This is a genomic window from Flavobacterium sp. NRK F10 (assembly GCF_024054235.1).
Taxonomy (GTDB): domain Bacteria; phylum Bacteroidota; class Bacteroidia; order Flavobacteriales; family Flavobacteriaceae; genus Flavobacterium; species Flavobacterium sediminis.
On record NZ_JAMXLC010000001.1, the window covers coordinates 1819879 to 1836714 of the forward strand.

Here is a 16836-nt window from a genome sequence, read left to right on the forward strand (position 1 = left end):
TCAATACTATTGTAATTATGAAAAAAAGTATTTTTATTGTATCAGCAGTGGCCTTATTTATGGCTTCTTGTTCAAGTGATGATGATTCAACAACCGGAGGAGAAACAGCCCTTTTACCGGTAGATGAGGCTGTAGTTGCTCCTTTCGTAGGCGGTGCCAATGAACCTAATCAGGTATTTGTAGATTTAAGTAGCGCTCAGGAAACAAGTATTCAACGGGACAGTTGGGATTTAGGATTTTATAGTGGCAGTGAATTCCGGGTGATCCTTAACGGTTCGATCAAAATGGCTGTAAAGCAGTTGAACACAACCGATATAACAGAAGTTCAGGAAGAAGATGCTTCTGTGTCTGTAGGATATACCACTTTAGCGGATCTGGGCTATGTTGATAATCCTACCGGAATTTTAACCGGAGCCGGAAATGGGGAAGGAACGGCAATTGCAGAAGTTTCAGATAATGATGAGGAGAATAAGGTTTACTTGGTCAATCTGGGGTATGAAGTAGGAACTACTACGCCGGAAGCCGGATCTGTAGCTTTAGACGGTGAAGCAAGAGGCTGGAAAAAAATAAGAATTACTAAACAAGGCAATGATTATGTGTTGCAATATGCGGATCTGGATGCTACAACCGCTCAATCTGTAACAATCTCTAAAAATGCAAACTATAACTTTGTGTTTGTAAGTTTAACAAACGGGCAAACAGTAAATGTTGAGCCGGAATCGGATAAATGGGATCTGAACTTTACCGGTTTTACAAATTACTACCCTTACGGAACCAGTCAGATCACTTACTATTTTTCAGATTTTATTACAACTAATATCCACGGAGGAACACAAGTGTATGAAGTAGTTGTTAGTGATGCAACACAAACGGAGACTACTTATGCTGATTTTGCATTGGAAGATGTTGAAGATGCTGATTTTTGGGTGTCAATTACGGATCAAAGAGTTATTGGAAGCAATTGGAGAAATGGTGGTGGTCCTTCTTCCGGTCCAAGTATAAAAGACGATCGTTTTTACGTGGTTAAAGATACAGGTGGGAATATCTATAAATTAAGATTGTTAGCATTGACAAATGATAACGGAGTGCGAGGATATCCTGTTTTTGAATATGAATTGCTATAAATATTAGATTGTGTTTGTGTTATGAAAAAAGGCTATCGTAAGTTTGGATAGCCTTTTTTTGTTTTTTAAACCAGTTCTTGCTTCAACATTATTTGTTCGCTGATAGCATCCCAAAGTTTGATTCTTTTTTCTAAAGCAAGTATCGCCATATCGGTTGCTTCCTGCCATTTTTTGTCATCGTCACCGCAAAGTTCTTCTATCATTTTCATTGCCATAGGGCCATGTTCGTCCCCGTCAAGTTCAATGTGTCTTTCAAAATAGTAGATCAGTTGAGATAGGTCAGTGTCAGGGAAGTTATTTTGGAAGTTTTTTAGAATCTCGGTAAACATTTCCGGTATTAGGTCTTCTCTTCCGAAAGTAAAGGCAGCAGCAATTTGATGTACGTTGCCTTCTTCAATTACTCTGAAAGTAAAGTCCAGAAAGTCTTTTACATTTTCATGCAAAGAGCTATGTTTTATAGATACGAAAATATTTTGTGTTTCCTGTACATCATGCAAAAAATCTAAAACGGTTGAGGTATTAGCTCCGCAAGCTTCCATTGCATCTAAATATAGTTCGTAATGACTTTTTCTTTTGCCGGCCTGATTAATGTCTGTTTCTTCTGCTAATACAATTTCATTGATCAAATAGCGAACCTCAGGGTTTCCTACCGGAACCCAAGGAGTAGTCGTGCAGGTCAATTTATTTTGTAAAGCTTTTAACAACGACATAAAATCCCATACGGCATACACATGATTTTCTACAAAGCAGTACAAATCATCTAAACTTTTTATTTCATGATATAAGTTATGATGAAGCAATTGTTTTTTGTACGGCTCAATTGTTTTATGGATCGTTTGGGTATTCATAGCACTAATGTTTTATACAAAATTAAAAATGCTTCTCTAATTACAGAAGTATTTTGATGTAAATTTTAAATTTCAAAAGAAAATTAAACAAAGATTATTCCAAAGAGTGCTTTTTTAAGATTTTTTTCCAGATTTTATATTGCTTCTTGTCTAAAGTCGATTTTAGGAACTCTTCAAATTCTTTTTCTTTCTTTTGCGGATCGAAAGATTCAGACGCATCTATTTGCTCCGGGTCGGTAAAGTTGTCGATAGCTTTTTTTTGTGCTTCCGTTAAGTTTAGATCGCTGACATTTTCTTGAAAAACGGTCATTATGTTTTGTTTACGGAACTTGCTTCCTTTTGGAGAATTGGTTTCTAGTTCTTTCCATTTTCGGAATTGCTCTTCAGACAGAATCTTTTTAAATTTTTCTTCTTTTTTCTTTTTCTCAGCTTCCATCTTACCTTTTAATTCCTCAGGAGAAGTATTAGGATTGAAAGATGTAGTGCGCTTTTTTTCTTCTTCGATCAACTCTTCTCGTACCAATAATTCCTGAAGTTCATCAAGGTTCAAGTGTTCTTTCAAAAAACTCAATTGTTCTTCAACAGACATTTTAGTAGCGCTTGAATCTTTTTGTTCAAACTGATTTTCAGGTGGAGGTCCGGAAGGTCTTTGTCCTCTCATGCCTCCGCCCATCATTCCTGTCTGAGAGAAAGAAGTAAGGCTAAACAGAAAAAGGCATAGGTATATATTTTTCATAATCAATAAATTTCCCGACTAAAGTAACTGAAATGATTGATGAAAAGAGTTTATGAAAAGTTAAACTTTACAGAGGTAATAATAGTGTTTAAAAAAAGCAGGTTTTTAACCTGCTTTTTTATTTATTTGAATGCTGAAAGACCGGTTACATCCATTCCGGTGATCAGTAAGTGGATATCGTGTGTGCCTTCATACGTAATTACAGACTCTAAATTCATCATGTGGCGCATGATTGAATATTCTCCGGTAATTCCCATTCCCCCTAACATTTGACGGGCTTCACGAGCAATTTTAATTGCCATATCAACATTGTTGCGTTTTGCCATTGAGATCTGAGCAGAAGTAGCTCTTCCTTCATTGCGGAGAACACCTAAACGCCAGGCTAATAATTGTGCTTTAGTGATCTCAGTGATCATTTCTGCTAATTTCTTTTGTTGCAATTGTGTCGCTCCGATGGGTTTGTCAAATTGAATACGCTCTTTAGAATAACGCAAAGCCGTATCGTAACAATCCATAGCAGCTCCGATAGCTCCCCAGGCAATACCATAGCGGGCAGAATCTAAACAGCCTAGAGGAGCACCAAGACCTGATTTTCCAGGTAACAAGTTCTCTTTAGGTACTTTTACATTGTCAAAGATCAGTTCACCTGTCGCTGAAGCGCGAAGTGACCATTTGTTGTGGGTTTCAGGAGTTGAAAAGCCTTCCATACCTCGTTCCACAACTAAACCGTGAATTCTTCCTTCTTCGTTTTTAGCCCAAACTACTGCAATATCAGCAAACGGAGCATTGGAAATCCACATTTTGGCACCGTTCAAAAGATAGTGATCACCTTTGTCTTTAAAATTAGTGATCATTCCGCCCGGATTGGATCCGAAATCGGGTTCCGTTAAACCGAAACACCCCATCATTTCTCCTGTTGCCAGTTTAGGAAGATATTTCATTTTTTGCTCTTCTGTTCCGTATTTCCAAATAGGATACATAACTAATGAAGACTGTACAGATGAAGTAGATCGTATACCTGAATCACCACGTTCAATTTCCTGCATGATCAATCCGTACGAGATCTGGTCAAGTCCAGCTCCTCCGTATTCAACCGGAATGTATGGGCCAAATCCGCCAATTTCTCCTAATCCTTTTATAAGTTGTTTCGGAAATTCAGCACGTTGGGCATACTCTTCTATAATAGGAGAAACTTCTTTTTTTACCCAAGCTCTGCTGGCTTCACGGACTAATTTATGTTCATCTGATAATAGATCGTCTAATAAATAATAATCAGGGGATTGAAATAAATCTGGTTTCATTTTAGTTTGTTTTGGTAAACAAATGTAAACAAAGATTTTTAACAAATCAATGGGTAAATGTTATATTTAAAAATAGAGTTTAGAAATTAATTTGTTTGGAAGGATAAACTTTGGTAAATTTATGACAGATTAAACGATATTAAATATGAAAAAAATGAAAGTAGTTCAGTTGGTGCTTGTGTCTATGATGCTTATCACAACATCTTTTAGTATGGCACAAGGAAAAGGGAAAGACCTTGAAGTGAAAAAAGAGAAGATGGAGAAAAAGATGGATGAAACTCGGGAGCAAGGCAAAGAGAAAGCAAAGGAAAAGTCAGATGAGGCTAAAGAAAAAATGAAAGAAGCCAAAGAAAGAGTAAAAGAGGCTAAAGAAAATGAAGGCAATGCTTATGGCAAGGAAAAAGGAGAGTTGAGTGGGAAAGAGTTTGGGAAGGAACGTTCAGAACAAGCTAAAGCAACACTTAAAAAATTAGATGAGCAAGAGACAAGGATAAATGAATTGGAGACTAAATTAAAAAAGGCAAAACAAGATAAAAATTTATCTCAGGAGCGTCTTGAAAAAATAGCTAAAGCTGAAGAGCGAATTAAAGAAACCAGAGAAAAACTGGAGAAAGCAAAGCAAAATATGCAAATGCAAATGCAGGAAGGTGAGTCTCAGGAATAGAAAAAGAAACGGGTTATCCCGTTTTTTTAGGTAGTATCTCACTAAGTGTGTAAAGTATAAAATATCGAGGGTTAAAGCTCTCGATATTTTTTTGCTTAATTTTAAATTTTATATATTTGAAAAAAGGGTTCAGCTTTAATAAAAGCCAAACCCTCGATTTATAACTTACACACTTTACGGGATAGTGTCTTTTTTTATATCACATTTTCAGATAAAACGCTTGGGTAAGTTCAACATATTCCGCTGTGTATTCATGGCGGTTAGTTTCAATTGTTAAACTTGAAATTTCCGTTTCTTTATTCTCAAAAGAGAAAGCCAAAAGACTTCTTTTAATTTCGGTTTCAGGTGTTCCTTTAACACGTGTAATCTGAAATGGATAAAGATCAAACGATTGGCAGATCGTAATAAAATGTTCTTCTTCTTTAAACGGAATGATAACACTGAAAACACCTTTTTCTGAAAGTAAAGCTACAGTGCATTCAATTAATTCTTCAAAAGGCAATGCTTCTTCAAATCGGGCTAGATCTCTGCCTGTGTTTTGGGATTTATAAGCATCGGTATAAAAAGGAGGGTTAGAAACAATGAGGTCATATTCTTCCTCCTCAAAAAATTCTTCTGTGAACGTTGTTAAATCGGCATGATAACAAAACAATCGATCATTCCAAGGTGAATTTTCAAAATTTTCTACGCATTCTTCATAAGCATTTTCATCGATCTCAAGAGCATCTATTTGTTCAGCATGGCTTCTTTGAGCCAGCATTAATGCAATAAGACCGGTTCCGGATCCGATGTCGAGAATATTATAAGGGGAATTTTTTAGCGGAGACCAAGCACCCAATAACACGCCGTCAGTACCTACTTTCATAGCAGTACGCTCTTGGTTGATGGAGAATTGTTTAAAACGGAACATAGAACTTATCCCAGATATAAGTCGACTAAACCTTCGGGAGTATTTAGAATCAGTTTTTGTTCTCTTCGGTTAACCTCTACTATAAAGTCATCGATAACCGGTACTAATATAGTACTTCCTTCGTGGTCGATTTCAAATAAGGCTTGGGTGTTGTTGTCATTTACACGAATGAGCTTGCCTATTGTGCCCAATCTTACATCTTCCACCTGAAATCCTTCTATCTCGTGGTAATAAAACTTGTTGCCTTCCAGTTTAGGGAGCATGCTGAGCGGTAAATAAACTTCGCAGCCTATGATCTCATCTGCTTCTTGTTCGGAACTGACATCTTCAAATTTAACTCTTAGGAAATCTCCTCTGTGAATTTGGCTTCTTTCAATAAAAAATGGAACCAGACTTTTGTTGAGTTCAACAAAAACTGATTCCATATTTTCGTAAATTTCGGGTTCATCCGTGTCTAAGTAGATCAGAACTTCCCCTTTGAAACTGAATTTTTTCGCAACCTTGCCTAAATAGAAACAATCTTTTTTACGCATGTGTTACGGTCTTTAAAATTAAGCTTCTGTTTCTTCGTTGTTCTCTTCAACTGCAGGTGCTTCTTCAGCAGCCTCTTCAGTTGCAGTAGCTTCAGCTTCAGCTGCTTTTTCAGCTTCAACTTTAGCAGCAATACGTTTTTCGTTTACTTCTTTTTCAGCTTGTAAAGCTTTTGCTTTAGCGTCATCTTTAGCTTTTGCTAAACCATCTTGTTTTGCTCCTACTTTACCAGCTTTTTCTTCTAACCAAGTAGCTAATTTAGCGTCAGCTTGTTCTTGAGTTAAAGCACCTTTACGTACACCTCCGTCTAAGTGGTGTTTTAATAAAGCTCCTTTGTAAGACAAGATTGCTCTTGCTGTGTCTGTAGGCTGAGCCCCGTTGTGTAACCATTGTACAGCACCGTCTAAGTTTAAGTCGATAGTTGCAGGGTTAGTGTTCGGGTTGTAAGTTCCTAATTTTTCAAGGAATTTACCATCTCTTTTAGAGCGTGAATCAGCTGCTACGATCCAGTAAAAAGGTTTTCCTTTTTTACCATGTCTTTGTAATCTAATTTTTACAGGCATAATCTTTTTGATTAAATTTGAGGTTCCCGACCTCAGTTATTAAGGGCGCAAATATACAAAAGTTTGTAAAACAATGGACTAATATTATGTAAATATTTTTTTGATTAATTGTAAAGTTGGCGAAAAAAAATTACTTTTGTCGGAGTGGAAGAATTTCACAGCTAACTATTACAACCTTAAATCTATAGAAAATAATTGAGAATGAAAAAAATTTTATCTTTAGCGTTGTTTGCAGTTGTTTTGGTTTCCTGTAATCAGGATATCAAGACAAATACTCCTGCTTTTCAGGCAAAAATTAATGATGCGAACTGGCGTGCTAATGACGCAAGGGTTTCATTAGGAGAAAATAATGGTATTGTAATCACAGCTTTTACGGCGTATGAAGAGTTGGTGTTAGAGACATCTTCTACAAACCCGGGGACATATGTGTTGGGAACTACTAATCAAAATAATTTTGCGTCGTACTACTTCAATAGCGAAGGAATAGAAGCGTATTATGATACAGATACGTATTACGGTCCGGCCTATAAAATTGCTTCTATATTAAATGGTGGAGCTGATTATAGTAACACGACAGGAGCTTTAACGCAAAGTTATACCGGAACAGGATCCGGTATGAAATTATCGATTCAGACTGATGCTACCGGAAAAGTTACTTCTGCTGTAATAGTTGCGAGAGGAGACGGTTATAAAGCAGGTGATATAGTTACTATTTTAGGAGGTAATGGCAGTGCCAGAGTAAGAATTCTTAATGTACAGCAAAGTAACGGTGAGATTGTTATTGAATCTTTTGAAAACGGAACATTTACCGGAACATTCAAATTGAATGCAGCAAATGAAGATGGAGAAATGATTACTTTCTCAGAAGGGAATTTTTATAAAGTACCGGTTTATTAATAACTATTGATATTTTAAAATAGAAAGCTGCTTTTTTAGGCAGCTTTTTTTAGTTCAATATTTTGTCTGAAATGAATAAAATTTTGACTTTTTTTACTCGATACTGGATGCTAAAATCATAGAACTTTGTTTAGAATTTAGTAATATTCAAATGTGGTCAGAGAGGCAGGAGTATTCACACTCTATTAAAACGTATTCATTAAATACTTTAACATCTATTTTTTTTATCGTATTTGTTGACAGTGCATTAAATGCACAAGAAAAACAAAAGATTTCATTACAGAAAGCTTTAGAGATAGCAAAAGAGAACAACCTTGTGGTTAAAAAAGGGCAATTACTACAGCTAATAACTGAGGAAGAGATTCGCGAAAAGGAAGAGTTAAGGCTTCCCGAAGTAGATTTTCATTCTCTTTATTCCCGGATTACCAATTTAACGGAATTCAAAGGAGGTTTCTTAAAAGATAAAGCCGTTACGAGAACTATTCCTGAAATTTATGACATCAGCAGTTCTTTAAGAATGCCGGTTTATTCAGGGAATAAGATTAACAATCTGGTTAAAAAAGCTGAGCAAGAACACGAGATCAGTAAAATTGTTCTGGAAAAAGCGGAGAATGACGTACAGTTGCAAGTTCTAGCTTCTTATTTGGGCATTTATAAAATGATGGAGCTTCAAAAAATCATTAATGAGAACATTGAAGAAGAGCGTGAGCGATTAAAAGAAGTTTCCTCTTTTAAAAAACATGGAACAGTAACAAAGGACGAAGTGTTGCGTGCTGAATTACAGCTTTCCGAACGGCAGTTAGATTCCATGAACAATGAGAAGAATATTGATATTGTACTACACGATTTAAAAACGATCCTGCAATTTCCGGAAAATACTGAAATTACCATTGATACAACCGATTTGTTACAAGAAGATGCTTTTTTAGATTTGGAATACTACCATCAATTGGCTTTGCAAAACGAAGACGTCAGAATTGCAGAACAGGAAGTTGAGATTAAAAAGACAGAAGTACAATTAGCCAAAGCCGGATTTTATCCCAATATCAGTTTCTTTGGAAATTATAACTTACGATATCCCAATTATATGTTTTTTCCGCCTGATCCGTATTTGTATAGTTTGGGTCAAGTCGGATTTGAAGCAACGTTTAATATTTCGGGATTATATAAAAATAAATCCCGTGTGCAATTGGCTAAAGCCAAAATGGAAATGCAGGAGAATGAACGAAATAGAGTTAAAGACGAAATGTCGGACAGAGTTTTTAAACAATTTACCGAGTACAAAGAGATTACTGATAAGTTTAAAGTAACTGATAAAGCGGTTGTTTTAGCAACTGAGAACTATCGAATTGTCAAATTGAAATATTTGAATCAATTAGCTTTGGTTACAGAAATGGTCGATGCGGATAATGCTTTGATTCAGGCTAAGTTCAATCAGATTGCCACTCGGATCGACGCTGTAATGAAGCACTACGAACTACTGCATACGACAGGTCAGCTTGCAAAATAATATTCATTTCCTAATTTTTTCCAAATGAAAATAACAAGATTTTTGTTTTCACATCGTGCGTTCCATCTATTAGTAACAGTTTCTGCTACCTTATTAGTGGTAAGCGGAGTGATTTTGGCTGTTTGGTTTTACGTTTTCTATAAGAACCATGAGGAAACCAATGACGCTCAGGTCGAACAATATGTTACGCCAATTATTGCACGGGTAACCGGCTATGTTGAAGATATTCGATACGAAGAAAATCAATTTGTACACAAAGGTGATACACTTATCATTATTGATGACAGAGAGTTTAAAGCAAAAGTAGATTTGGCACAAGCTGAAATTGAAAATGCTGAAAAAAATATTAATGTGTTACAAAAAACAGTCGAAATGACGGCTAATAATGTTTCGGTTAGAAAATCGCAATTAGCTGCTGCAAAAGCTGAAATGTGGAAGGCTAAACAAGAGTATGATCGTTATTCCGAATTGTATAAGGAAGAAGCTGCAACCATGCAACAGGTGGAAAAAGTGAAAACCGACTATGATGCAGCAAGATCACATTATAATGAAATTTTAAGCAGCATCAGCGTAGCGCACTCGAATACGGGTGAAGCTAAGGCTAAAATTCCAACTGCCGAAGCTGTGATTAAAGCTAAAAAAGCTGTCGCTGATAATGCTAATCTCATCTTATCCTATACTGTAATTACGGCTCCTTATGACGGTTGGGTCGGGCGAAAAGTGTTGCAATCCGGACAATTAGTAAAAGAAGGCCAAGCTTTGGTTTCTATGGTGAGTCAGGAAAAATGGGTGACGGCCAATTTTAAAGAAACTCAAATCGAATATTTAGCAGTAGGGCAAAAAGTAACTTTAGAAGCTGATGCGATCAGTAGTCATGAATTCTCTGGAACAGTTGAATCGCTTTCACCGGCAAGTGGTGCCTGTTTCTCCCTGCTTCCACCGGACAATGCTACAGGGAATTTTGTGAAGATCGAACAACGTATTCCGGTTCGTATTCAAATCGATGAAACCGATCCGAAATCAAAACTGCTTAAAGCAGGAATGAATGTTATTGTAGTAGCTAAGCATAACTAAAAATGATACAAGGAAACGTGTTTAAGCCTTGGGTTCCCAATTGGCTTATCATCTTGGTTTTGGTGTTTTGTATGTTGCATTCCATGGTTTTATTGGGAGTGTACACCTCAAATATTACCTATTCTGCAAGTTTCTTGGATGTTGAAGTAGAAGATTTGCAATTTTCACTTTGTGTAACCTACGGAACTTTTTTGGCTACGATCCTCATCGAAAGCCGGTTGTTTAAATTCTTTCCGACGAAAAAGTATTTTGTCACGATTTATGGCTTAGCAGCTATTACATTTATACTGTCTGCGTATACTGATAATTTTTCGTTGTTCATAGTATTGCGAATGGTAGAAGGAGTTCTTATGGCGTTACCTTGGATTCCGTTACGGCAATTGTTGATTACACGTTTTCAATCTAAAAATGCAGTTATTCTCGGGTTTACCTTTAATTACGGAACCTTACTTTTGGCCTCGCCTTTTATTATGAATATTGCGGTGTGGTTATTGGAAAACTACGATTGGAAATATATGGCATATGGCTCAGCTATGTTCCAAATCATTTGTGTGGGGTTGGTTATGCTGACGTTTAACGAAAATCGTTTTCATAAAAAAATTCCACTGTATCAGGTAGATTGGTCCAGTTATATTTTGGTTTTAACCGCTATTTTATCGGGAGCCTTTGTTTTTATTTATGGTGAAAAACTATATTGGTTTGATTCTATAGCGATTAAAGCAGCAATTGTTGTGGCATTCATAACCGGAGGTTTATTTGTGATCCGGCAGGTAGTACTTAAAAGGCCATGTTTTGATATGGGAGTGTTTCAATTCGATAATTTAAGGATTGGTTTTTTACTTTTTATCATTTTTTATATTTCAAGAGCAACGCTTAATATTTGCCATAGTACCATGTTTTCGGTATGGAATTGGGAACCTTCAAGAGTTGCGCACGTACAATATTTAAACGTGATCGGCAACCTGATCGGTATGATTACTGCCGGATTTATTCTGGCTAAGGGTTTGGCCTCCAGATATGCCTTTATGCTTGGCTTTTTTCTTCTTGCAGTTTACCATTTGTGGTTTACGTTTTTGTTTGTGCCTGATGCTGCTTTAAGAGATATAGCTTTGCCTTACACTATACAAGGGATGGCGGTTGGTGTACTTTTTGTACCGTTAGTCTTATTTACAGTTTCTTCCGTTCCGGTTGAATATGCTCCTTTTTCAGGAACTGTAGGGGTTTCGGGACGATTTTGGGGAAGTACAATCGGATTTTGTATTATGCAAAATGCACAAGTATTTCTTCAGAAAAAACACTACACGAAACTAAGTCAAAGTGTTCTTTGGGAAAGTCCGGAAACACAAGAACGAATTTCACAATATACCAATAGCTTTATCGCTAAAGGCTATGCGACGGATGATGCCGGGAAATTGGCTATCAGGCAAGTATTAGATTCGCTTTCTAAACAATCTGTGTTGTTAGGTAATATGGAAATCTTTACCGCTTTGGGTTACGTGTTACTGTTATTGACAGTGCTTTTATTGTTCAATAAACATTTGAAACAAACGTTCGATATTTTCAAAAACAGAGTTTGGGGAAGTTAGCTTGTTAACAACTTAAATTTATGGTATAGTAAAAAAATAGTATTTTTGAGAATTGCATTTTATTCCGAATTGTAAAGATTAAAATATTCATTTTCAATTATGTATTTAATTTTCGATACCGAAACTACCGGATTACCTAAAAGCTATACGGCTCCTATTACTGATACGGATAACTGGCCTCGATGTATTCAGATCGCATGGCAGTTGCACGACGAAATGGGGCGCTTGGTAGAGCATCAGGATTATTTGGTTCGACCTGATGGATTCAACATTCCGTATGACGCTGAAAGAATTCACGGTATTTCTACCGAATTGGCGCAAGAACAAGGAATTTCTTTAGTAGAAGCTTTAGAAAAGTTCAATATTGCACTGTCGAAAGCTAAATATGTTGTGGGACAAAACGTGGGTTTCGACGTTAATGTCATGGGATGTGAGTTCCACAGAATGGGATTTGGAACGGATTTAGCCGATTTACCGGTTTTAGATACGTGTACCGAAACGACCGCCGAGTTACTAAAATTACCCGGAGGTAGAGGGGGACGTTTTAAGTTGCCAACATTGACCGAGTTACATGAATATTTGTTTGGCGAACCTTTCGCAGAAGCTCATAATGCTACAGCCGATGTGGAGGCAACTACTCGCTGTTTCTTGGAATTGTTGAAAAGAGAAATTTTTCCGAAAGAAGAGTTAGACGTTCCGGTAGATTATTACACACGATTCCGTGAGCAAAACCCGATGCAGATACAGTTGATTGGCTTAAAACATATCAACTTAAAAAAAGCATCGGATGAGGTAAGAGCCCGTTTGCAAAAACTTCAGGGCGATGCCGGTAAAGTAGTTATTTCAGAAGAAATTCTCGAGCAATTTGAACAGGCAAATTTTGCACATTTACACAATCATTCACAGTTTTCAGTTTTACAATCTACCATTGGAATTCAGGATTTAGTAAAAGCTGCTTCTAAATTTAATATGCCGGCAGTTGCTATGACCGATCATGGAAACATGATGGGAGCCTTTCAATTTGTAAGCGCTGTTCTGAATTATAACAAAGGCGTTTTGGCTAAAATTAAAGAAGCCGAAGAAAAAGGAGAAGAATGTGCTGAAATTCCGGTAAAACCAATTGTAGGTTGTGAATTTAACATTTGTGAAAATCATTTGGATAAAACCAAAAAAGACTCAGGTTACCAAGTGGTCTTTTTGGCAAAAAATAAAAAAGGCTACCACAATTTAGCCAAAATGTCCTCCATTGCACATATTGACGGGTTTTATTATGTGCCGAGGATCGATAAAGAAATTGTAAAAAAATACAAAGAAGATATCATTGTTTTATCCGGAAATCTAAATGGTGAGATTCCGAATAAAATTTTAAATATCGGTGAAAATCAGGCGGAAGAAGCGTTGATGTGGTGGAAAGAACAATTTGGTGAAGATTTCTACGTGGAAGTAATGCGCCACAATCAGGAAGACGAAAATCGTGTAAACGACACATTGATTCCTTTGGCTAAAAAGCACGATGTCAAATTAGTAGCGACTAATAATACCTATTATGTTAAAAAAGAAGATGCTAATGCACACGATATTTTGTTGTGTGTAAAAGATGGCGAAAAGCAATCAACACCTATTGGTCGTGGTCGTGGCTATCGTTTCGGTTTGCCCAATCAGGAATATTATTTCAAATCGGTAGAGGAGATGAAAGCGCTCTTTAAAGATTTGCCTGAAGCGATCATCAATATCGAAGAAATAATAGGAAAAGTAGAAGAATACTCTTTGTATCGTGATGTGTTACTTCCTAAATTTGATATTCCGGAAGAATTTCAAGTAGCAGAAGATGATGAAGATGGCGGAAAACGAGGCGAAAATAAATATTTAAGACATCTTACGTATGAAGGTGCTAAAAAACGGTACGAAGTAATTGATGAAGAAATTTCGGAACGTTTGGATTTTGAATTGGCGACTATCGAAAAAACCGGATACCCGGGTTATTTCTTGATCGTTCAGGATTTCATTGCCGCAGCCAGAAACATGGGAGTTTCCGTAGGTCCGGGACGTGGGTCGGCAGCAGGATCAGCCGTAGCTTACTGTTTAGGAATCACGAATATCGATCCTATTAAGTACGATTTGCTTTTTGAGCGTTTCCTAAATCCGGATCGTGTGTCGATGCCCGATATTGATATCGATTTTGATGACGAAGGAAGAAGCCGTGTTATGGATTATGTAATCCAAAAATACGGTGCCAATCAGGTAGCGCAGATCATTACCTACGGTAAAATGGCAACTAAATCGGCTATTCGTGATACCGCTCGTGTATTGGATTTGCCTTTGTATGAGGCAGATAGGATTGCGAAATTGATACCCGGAATGATGCCGAGCAAATGGAATTTGGCTCGATTCCTTTCCGAAAATGAAGAGGATGTAAAGAAAGCACTGAAGTCGGCTGACGAATTTGAGCGTGTGAAGGAATTGATCGCCATTGCACAGGAAACCGATTTGCAAGCAGAAACGATTCAGCAGGCCAAAGTCATTGAGGGTTCTATGCGTAACACCGGTATTCACGCTTGTGGAGTGATCATTACGCCAGACGATATTACCAATTTCGTTCCGGTGGCTACAGCAAAGGATTCTGATCTGTATGTAACGCAGTTTGACAACTCAGTAGCAGAATCGGCCGGATTACTAAAAATGGACTTCTTGGGGTTGAAAACATTAACCCTGATTAAAGATACAGTCAAATTAGTCAAATACCGACACGGAATAGAATTGGATCCGGAACAGTTCCCGATTGACGATCAAAAGACGTACGAGTTGTTCCAGCGTGGAGAAACAGTTGGTATTTTCCAATACGAGTCCGCCGGAATGCAAAAATACATGAAAGAGCTGAAACCTACGGTTTTTGCCGATTTGATTGCGATGAACGCCTTGTATCGTCCGGGACCGTTGGAATATATTCCTTCTTTTATCCGAAGAAAAAACGGAGAAGAACCGATCGTTTACGATTTAGATGCTTGTGAAGAATATTTAGCTGAAACTTATGGAATTACTGTATATCAGGAGCAGGTAATGTTGCTTTCGCAAAAATTAGCCGGTTTCTCAAAAGGTGATGCCGATGTGTTGCGTAAAGCGATGGGTAAAAAGTTGATCGATGTTCTGGAAAAAATGAAATCCAAATTCATTGAAGGAGCAGTTAAAAACGGACACGCCGAAGATAAGTTGGAGAAAATTTGGAAAGACTGGACGGCTTTTGCGCAATATGCGTTTAATAAATCGCACTCTACCTGTTATGCTTGGGTGGCTTATCAAACGGCTTATTTAAAAGCGCATTATCCGGCAGAATATATGGCGGCAGTACTTTCGAATAACATGAACGATATCAAACAGGTTTCGTTCTTTATGGAAGAAAGTAAACGAATGGGCTTACAGGTCTTAGGTCCGGATGTGAATGAGTCGTACTATAAGTTTACGGTAAACGAACAAAATGCTGTTCGTTTTGGTATGGGAGCGATAAAAGGTGTGGGAGAAGGCGCCGTAAATACTATTGTAGAAAACAGAAAAGACGGAAAATACAAATCCATTTTTGATTTAGCCAAGCGAATTGATCTGCGGGCTGCCAATAAAAAAGCATTTGAGAATTTAGCCTTGGCCGGAGGTTTTGATTGTTTTGAGGATACACATAGGGCGCAATATTTTCATAATGAGGGAGACGGAATCTCTTTCTTAGAAAAAGCTATGAAATACGGTGCTAAATATCAGGAAAATGAGAATTCCGCTCAGGTGAGTTTGTTTGGTGATGCTTCAGAAGTTCAAATTCCCGAACCGGTTGTCCCGCCATGTGAAGAGTGGAACACTATGGAAAAACTGGCAAAAGAGAAAGAAGTGGTAGGGATCTTTATTTCGGGGCATCCTTTGGATGATTTTAAATATGAGATGCATTATTTCTGCAATACTAAATTAGATGATTTAAGAGAGCTGAATAACCATGTAGGGAAAAATATTTCAGTAGGAGGAATTATAACCAATGTGGAACACCGTGTGTCTAAAAACGGAAAAGGATGGGCTGTCTTTGTATTAGAGGGGTATGAGGAGAGTTATGAGTTTAAGATTTTCGGAGAAGAGTATTTAAAATTCAGACATTTTCTAATACAAAACAATTTTACATTCCTTCGCTTCATGGTAAAAGAAGGTTGGATAAATGCAGACGGAAGACGTTCTGACCCGAAGATACAGTTTTTAGCTGTTCAGTATTTACAAGATGTACTGACTACATTTGCTAAAAAATTAATCTTACAGTTCAATATTGCCGAATTAAGTGAAAATCTGATTCATTCATTACATACTTTGTTCCAAAGAGAAAAAGGAGATCATCAGGTTACGATAGAAGTGATGGAACTGGAGAAAGTAACCAAAGAAGTCATTACACAGGTAACGGCTGAACTTCCTGAGACTGATGATATAGACGAAAATCTGGATGTAGAAAGTTTAGAGACAGAAATAGAACCTTTGCGTACGGAAGTGGAGGAGATCAGAGTGGTAACTAAATTAAGTATGCCAAGTCGGAAAATGAAAGTGAAGATTTCAACGGAATTATTAAGAGAACTGGAAGAGAATCAGATAAACTTCAAATTGAACTAGTTAGTATCAATAAAAACTATTTATACATAACCAAAAGTAATTTAAGTTGCATAAGTGTAATAAAATAATTCCTTACATTTGTGCAATAAAGTAAAACTAAAAAATTAAAGATATGGCATTAGCAATAACTGATGCTACTTTTGAAGAAGTAGTATTAAAATCAGATAAACCGGTAGTGGTAGATTTTTGGGCGGCATGGTGTGGTCCTTGTAGAATGGTGGGTCCGGTTATTGACGAAATCTCAACAGAATACGACGGAAAAGCTGTTGTAGGTAAAGTTGATGTAGATGCAAACCAAGAATTTGCAGCAAAATACGGAGTACGTAACATTCCTACCGTTTTAGTTTTCCAAAACGGAGAAGTAGTAGGACGTCAAGTAGGAGTAGCTCCTAAAAAAACATACACAGATGCAATTGATGCATTGTTGTAGAAACATTATGAAAAAGAAAGAAAAGGGCAAACTAAT

The 16836-nt window shown here is 37.1% G+C and carries 14 protein-coding genes; 8 read left to right on the plus strand and 6 right to left on the minus strand.

What is annotated here, in order from left to right; genetic code table 11:
- Positions 1-17 precede the first annotated feature (17 nt).
- Positions 18-1124, plus strand: coding sequence for an HmuY family protein (locus NHF50_RS08290; protein WP_252775736.1), 1107 nt, complete (start codon positions 18-20; stop codon positions 1122-1124).
- Between the two features lie 65 nt (positions 1125-1189).
- On the opposite strand, the gene NHF50_RS08295 is transcribed toward NHF50_RS08290, so the two are convergent.
- The 3 genes from NHF50_RS08295 to NHF50_RS08305 form a co-directional block, all read right to left on the minus strand.
- Complete coding sequence (locus NHF50_RS08295) at positions 1190-1972, minus strand: DUF3050 domain-containing protein (RefSeq protein WP_109569243.1); 783 nt, start codon at positions 1970-1972, stop codon at positions 1190-1192.
- A 94-nt stretch (positions 1973-2066) separates the two neighbouring features.
- Positions 2067-2708, minus strand: coding sequence for a hypothetical protein (locus NHF50_RS08300; protein ID WP_252775738.1), 642 nt, complete (start codon positions 2706-2708; stop codon positions 2067-2069).
- A 122-nt stretch (positions 2709-2830) separates the two neighbouring features.
- A complete protein-coding gene (locus NHF50_RS08305) occupies positions 2831-4009 on the minus strand; it encodes an acyl-CoA dehydrogenase family protein (RefSeq protein WP_252775740.1) in 1179 nt (392 codons plus the stop codon).
- A 145-nt stretch (positions 4010-4154) separates the two neighbouring features.
- Between NHF50_RS08305 and NHF50_RS08310 the strand changes: the two genes are divergently transcribed.
- On the plus strand, positions 4155-4673 hold the full coding sequence (locus NHF50_RS08310) for a hypothetical protein (protein ID WP_109569246.1): 519 nt from the start codon (positions 4155-4157) through the stop codon (positions 4671-4673).
- A 199-nt stretch (positions 4674-4872) separates the two neighbouring features.
- Here NHF50_RS08310 and NHF50_RS08315 read toward each other — a convergent pair whose 3' ends face one another.
- Genes NHF50_RS08315 through NHF50_RS08325 form a run of 3 tightly spaced genes read right to left on the minus strand, consistent with a single transcriptional unit; the run spans position 4873 to position 6677 of the window.
- Entirely contained in the window at positions 4873-5583 is a 711-nt protein-coding gene (locus NHF50_RS08315; RefSeq protein ID WP_109569247.1) for a tRNA1(Val) (adenine(37)-N6)-methyltransferase, read from the minus strand.
- A gap of 5 nt (positions 5584-5588) precedes the next feature.
- Entirely contained in the window at positions 5589-6116 is a 528-nt protein-coding gene (gene rimM, locus NHF50_RS08320; RefSeq protein WP_252775742.1) for a ribosome maturation factor RimM, read from the minus strand.
- A gap of 18 nt (positions 6117-6134) precedes the next feature.
- Complete coding sequence (locus NHF50_RS08325; RefSeq protein ID WP_109569249.1) at positions 6135-6677, minus strand: 30S ribosomal protein S16; 543 nt, start codon at positions 6675-6677, stop codon at positions 6135-6137.
- A 201-nt stretch (positions 6678-6878) separates the two neighbouring features.
- On the opposite strand from NHF50_RS08325, the gene NHF50_RS08330 reads away from it, so the two are divergent.
- From NHF50_RS08330 to trxA, 6 genes are all read left to right on the plus strand, one after another.
- Entirely contained in the window at positions 6879-7574 is a 696-nt protein-coding gene (locus tag NHF50_RS08330; protein ID WP_252775743.1) for a DUF6252 family protein, read from the plus strand.
- 151 nt (positions 7575-7725) lie between these two features.
- Positions 7726-9084 carry a TolC family protein gene (locus tag NHF50_RS08335; RefSeq protein ID WP_252775745.1) on the plus strand — a complete coding sequence of 453 codons (1359 nt, stop codon included), beginning with the start codon at positions 7726-7728 and terminating at the stop codon, positions 9082-9084.
- A gap of 24 nt (positions 9085-9108) precedes the next feature.
- Positions 9109-10158, plus strand: a complete 1050-nt coding sequence (locus NHF50_RS08340; RefSeq protein ID WP_252775747.1) for an HlyD family secretion protein — start codon at positions 9109-9111, stop codon at positions 10156-10158.
- Between the two features lie 2 nt (positions 10159-10160).
- Positions 10161-11744, plus strand: a complete 1584-nt coding sequence (locus NHF50_RS08345) for an MFS transporter (protein ID WP_109569254.1) — start codon at positions 10161-10163, stop codon at positions 11742-11744.
- A gap of 99 nt (positions 11745-11843) precedes the next feature.
- Positions 11844-16370, plus strand: coding sequence for a DNA polymerase III subunit alpha (dnaE, locus tag NHF50_RS08350; protein WP_252775749.1), 4527 nt, complete (start codon positions 11844-11846; stop codon positions 16368-16370).
- Positions 16371-16482: 112 nt separating this feature from the next.
- Complete coding sequence (trxA, locus tag NHF50_RS08355; RefSeq protein WP_109569256.1) at positions 16483-16800, plus strand: thioredoxin; 318 nt, start codon at positions 16483-16485, stop codon at positions 16798-16800.
- The last annotated feature ends 36 nt before the right edge of the window (positions 16801-16836 follow it).

What these genes read in the sequence shown, in the direction of transcription:
- NHF50_RS08325 (WP_109569249.1), bottom strand. Translation starts at nt 6,677, where the DNA reads ATGCCTGTAAAAATTAGATTACAAAGACATGGTAAAAAAGGAAAACCT.
- NHF50_RS08305 (WP_252775740.1), bottom strand. Translation starts at nt 4,009, where the DNA reads ATGAAACCAGATTTATTTCAATCCCCTGATTATTATTTATTAGACGAT.
- dnaE (WP_252775749.1), top strand. Translation starts at nt 11,844, where the DNA reads ATGTATTTAATTTTCGATACCGAAACTACCGGATTACCTAAAAGCTAT.
- NHF50_RS08300 (WP_252775738.1), bottom strand. Translation starts at nt 2,708, where the DNA reads ATGAAAAATATATACCTATGCCTTTTTCTGTTTAGCCTTACTTCTTTC.
- NHF50_RS08330 (WP_252775743.1), top strand. Translation starts at nt 6,879, where the DNA reads ATGAAAAAAATTTTATCTTTAGCGTTGTTTGCAGTTGTTTTGGTTTCC.
- NHF50_RS08335 (WP_252775745.1), top strand. Translation starts at nt 7,726, where the DNA reads ATGTGGTCAGAGAGGCAGGAGTATTCACACTCTATTAAAACGTATTCA.
- NHF50_RS08295 (WP_109569243.1), bottom strand. Translation starts at nt 1,972, where the DNA reads ATGAATACCCAAACGATCCATAAAACAATTGAGCCGTACAAAAAACAA.
- NHF50_RS08290 (WP_252775736.1), top strand. Translation starts at nt 18, where the DNA reads ATGAAAAAAAGTATTTTTATTGTATCAGCAGTGGCCTTATTTATGGCT.
- trxA (WP_109569256.1), top strand. Translation starts at nt 16,483, where the DNA reads ATGGCATTAGCAATAACTGATGCTACTTTTGAAGAAGTAGTATTAAAA.
- NHF50_RS08345 (WP_109569254.1), top strand. Translation starts at nt 10,161, where the DNA reads ATGATACAAGGAAACGTGTTTAAGCCTTGGGTTCCCAATTGGCTTATC.
- NHF50_RS08315 (WP_109569247.1), bottom strand. Translation starts at nt 5,583, where the DNA reads ATGTTCCGTTTTAAACAATTCTCCATCAACCAAGAGCGTACTGCTATG.
- rimM (WP_252775742.1), bottom strand. Translation starts at nt 6,116, where the DNA reads ATGCGTAAAAAAGATTGTTTCTATTTAGGCAAGGTTGCGAAAAAATTC.
- NHF50_RS08340 (WP_252775747.1), top strand. Translation starts at nt 9,109, where the DNA reads ATGAAAATAACAAGATTTTTGTTTTCACATCGTGCGTTCCATCTATTA.
- NHF50_RS08310 (WP_109569246.1), top strand. Translation starts at nt 4,155, where the DNA reads ATGAAAAAAATGAAAGTAGTTCAGTTGGTGCTTGTGTCTATGATGCTT.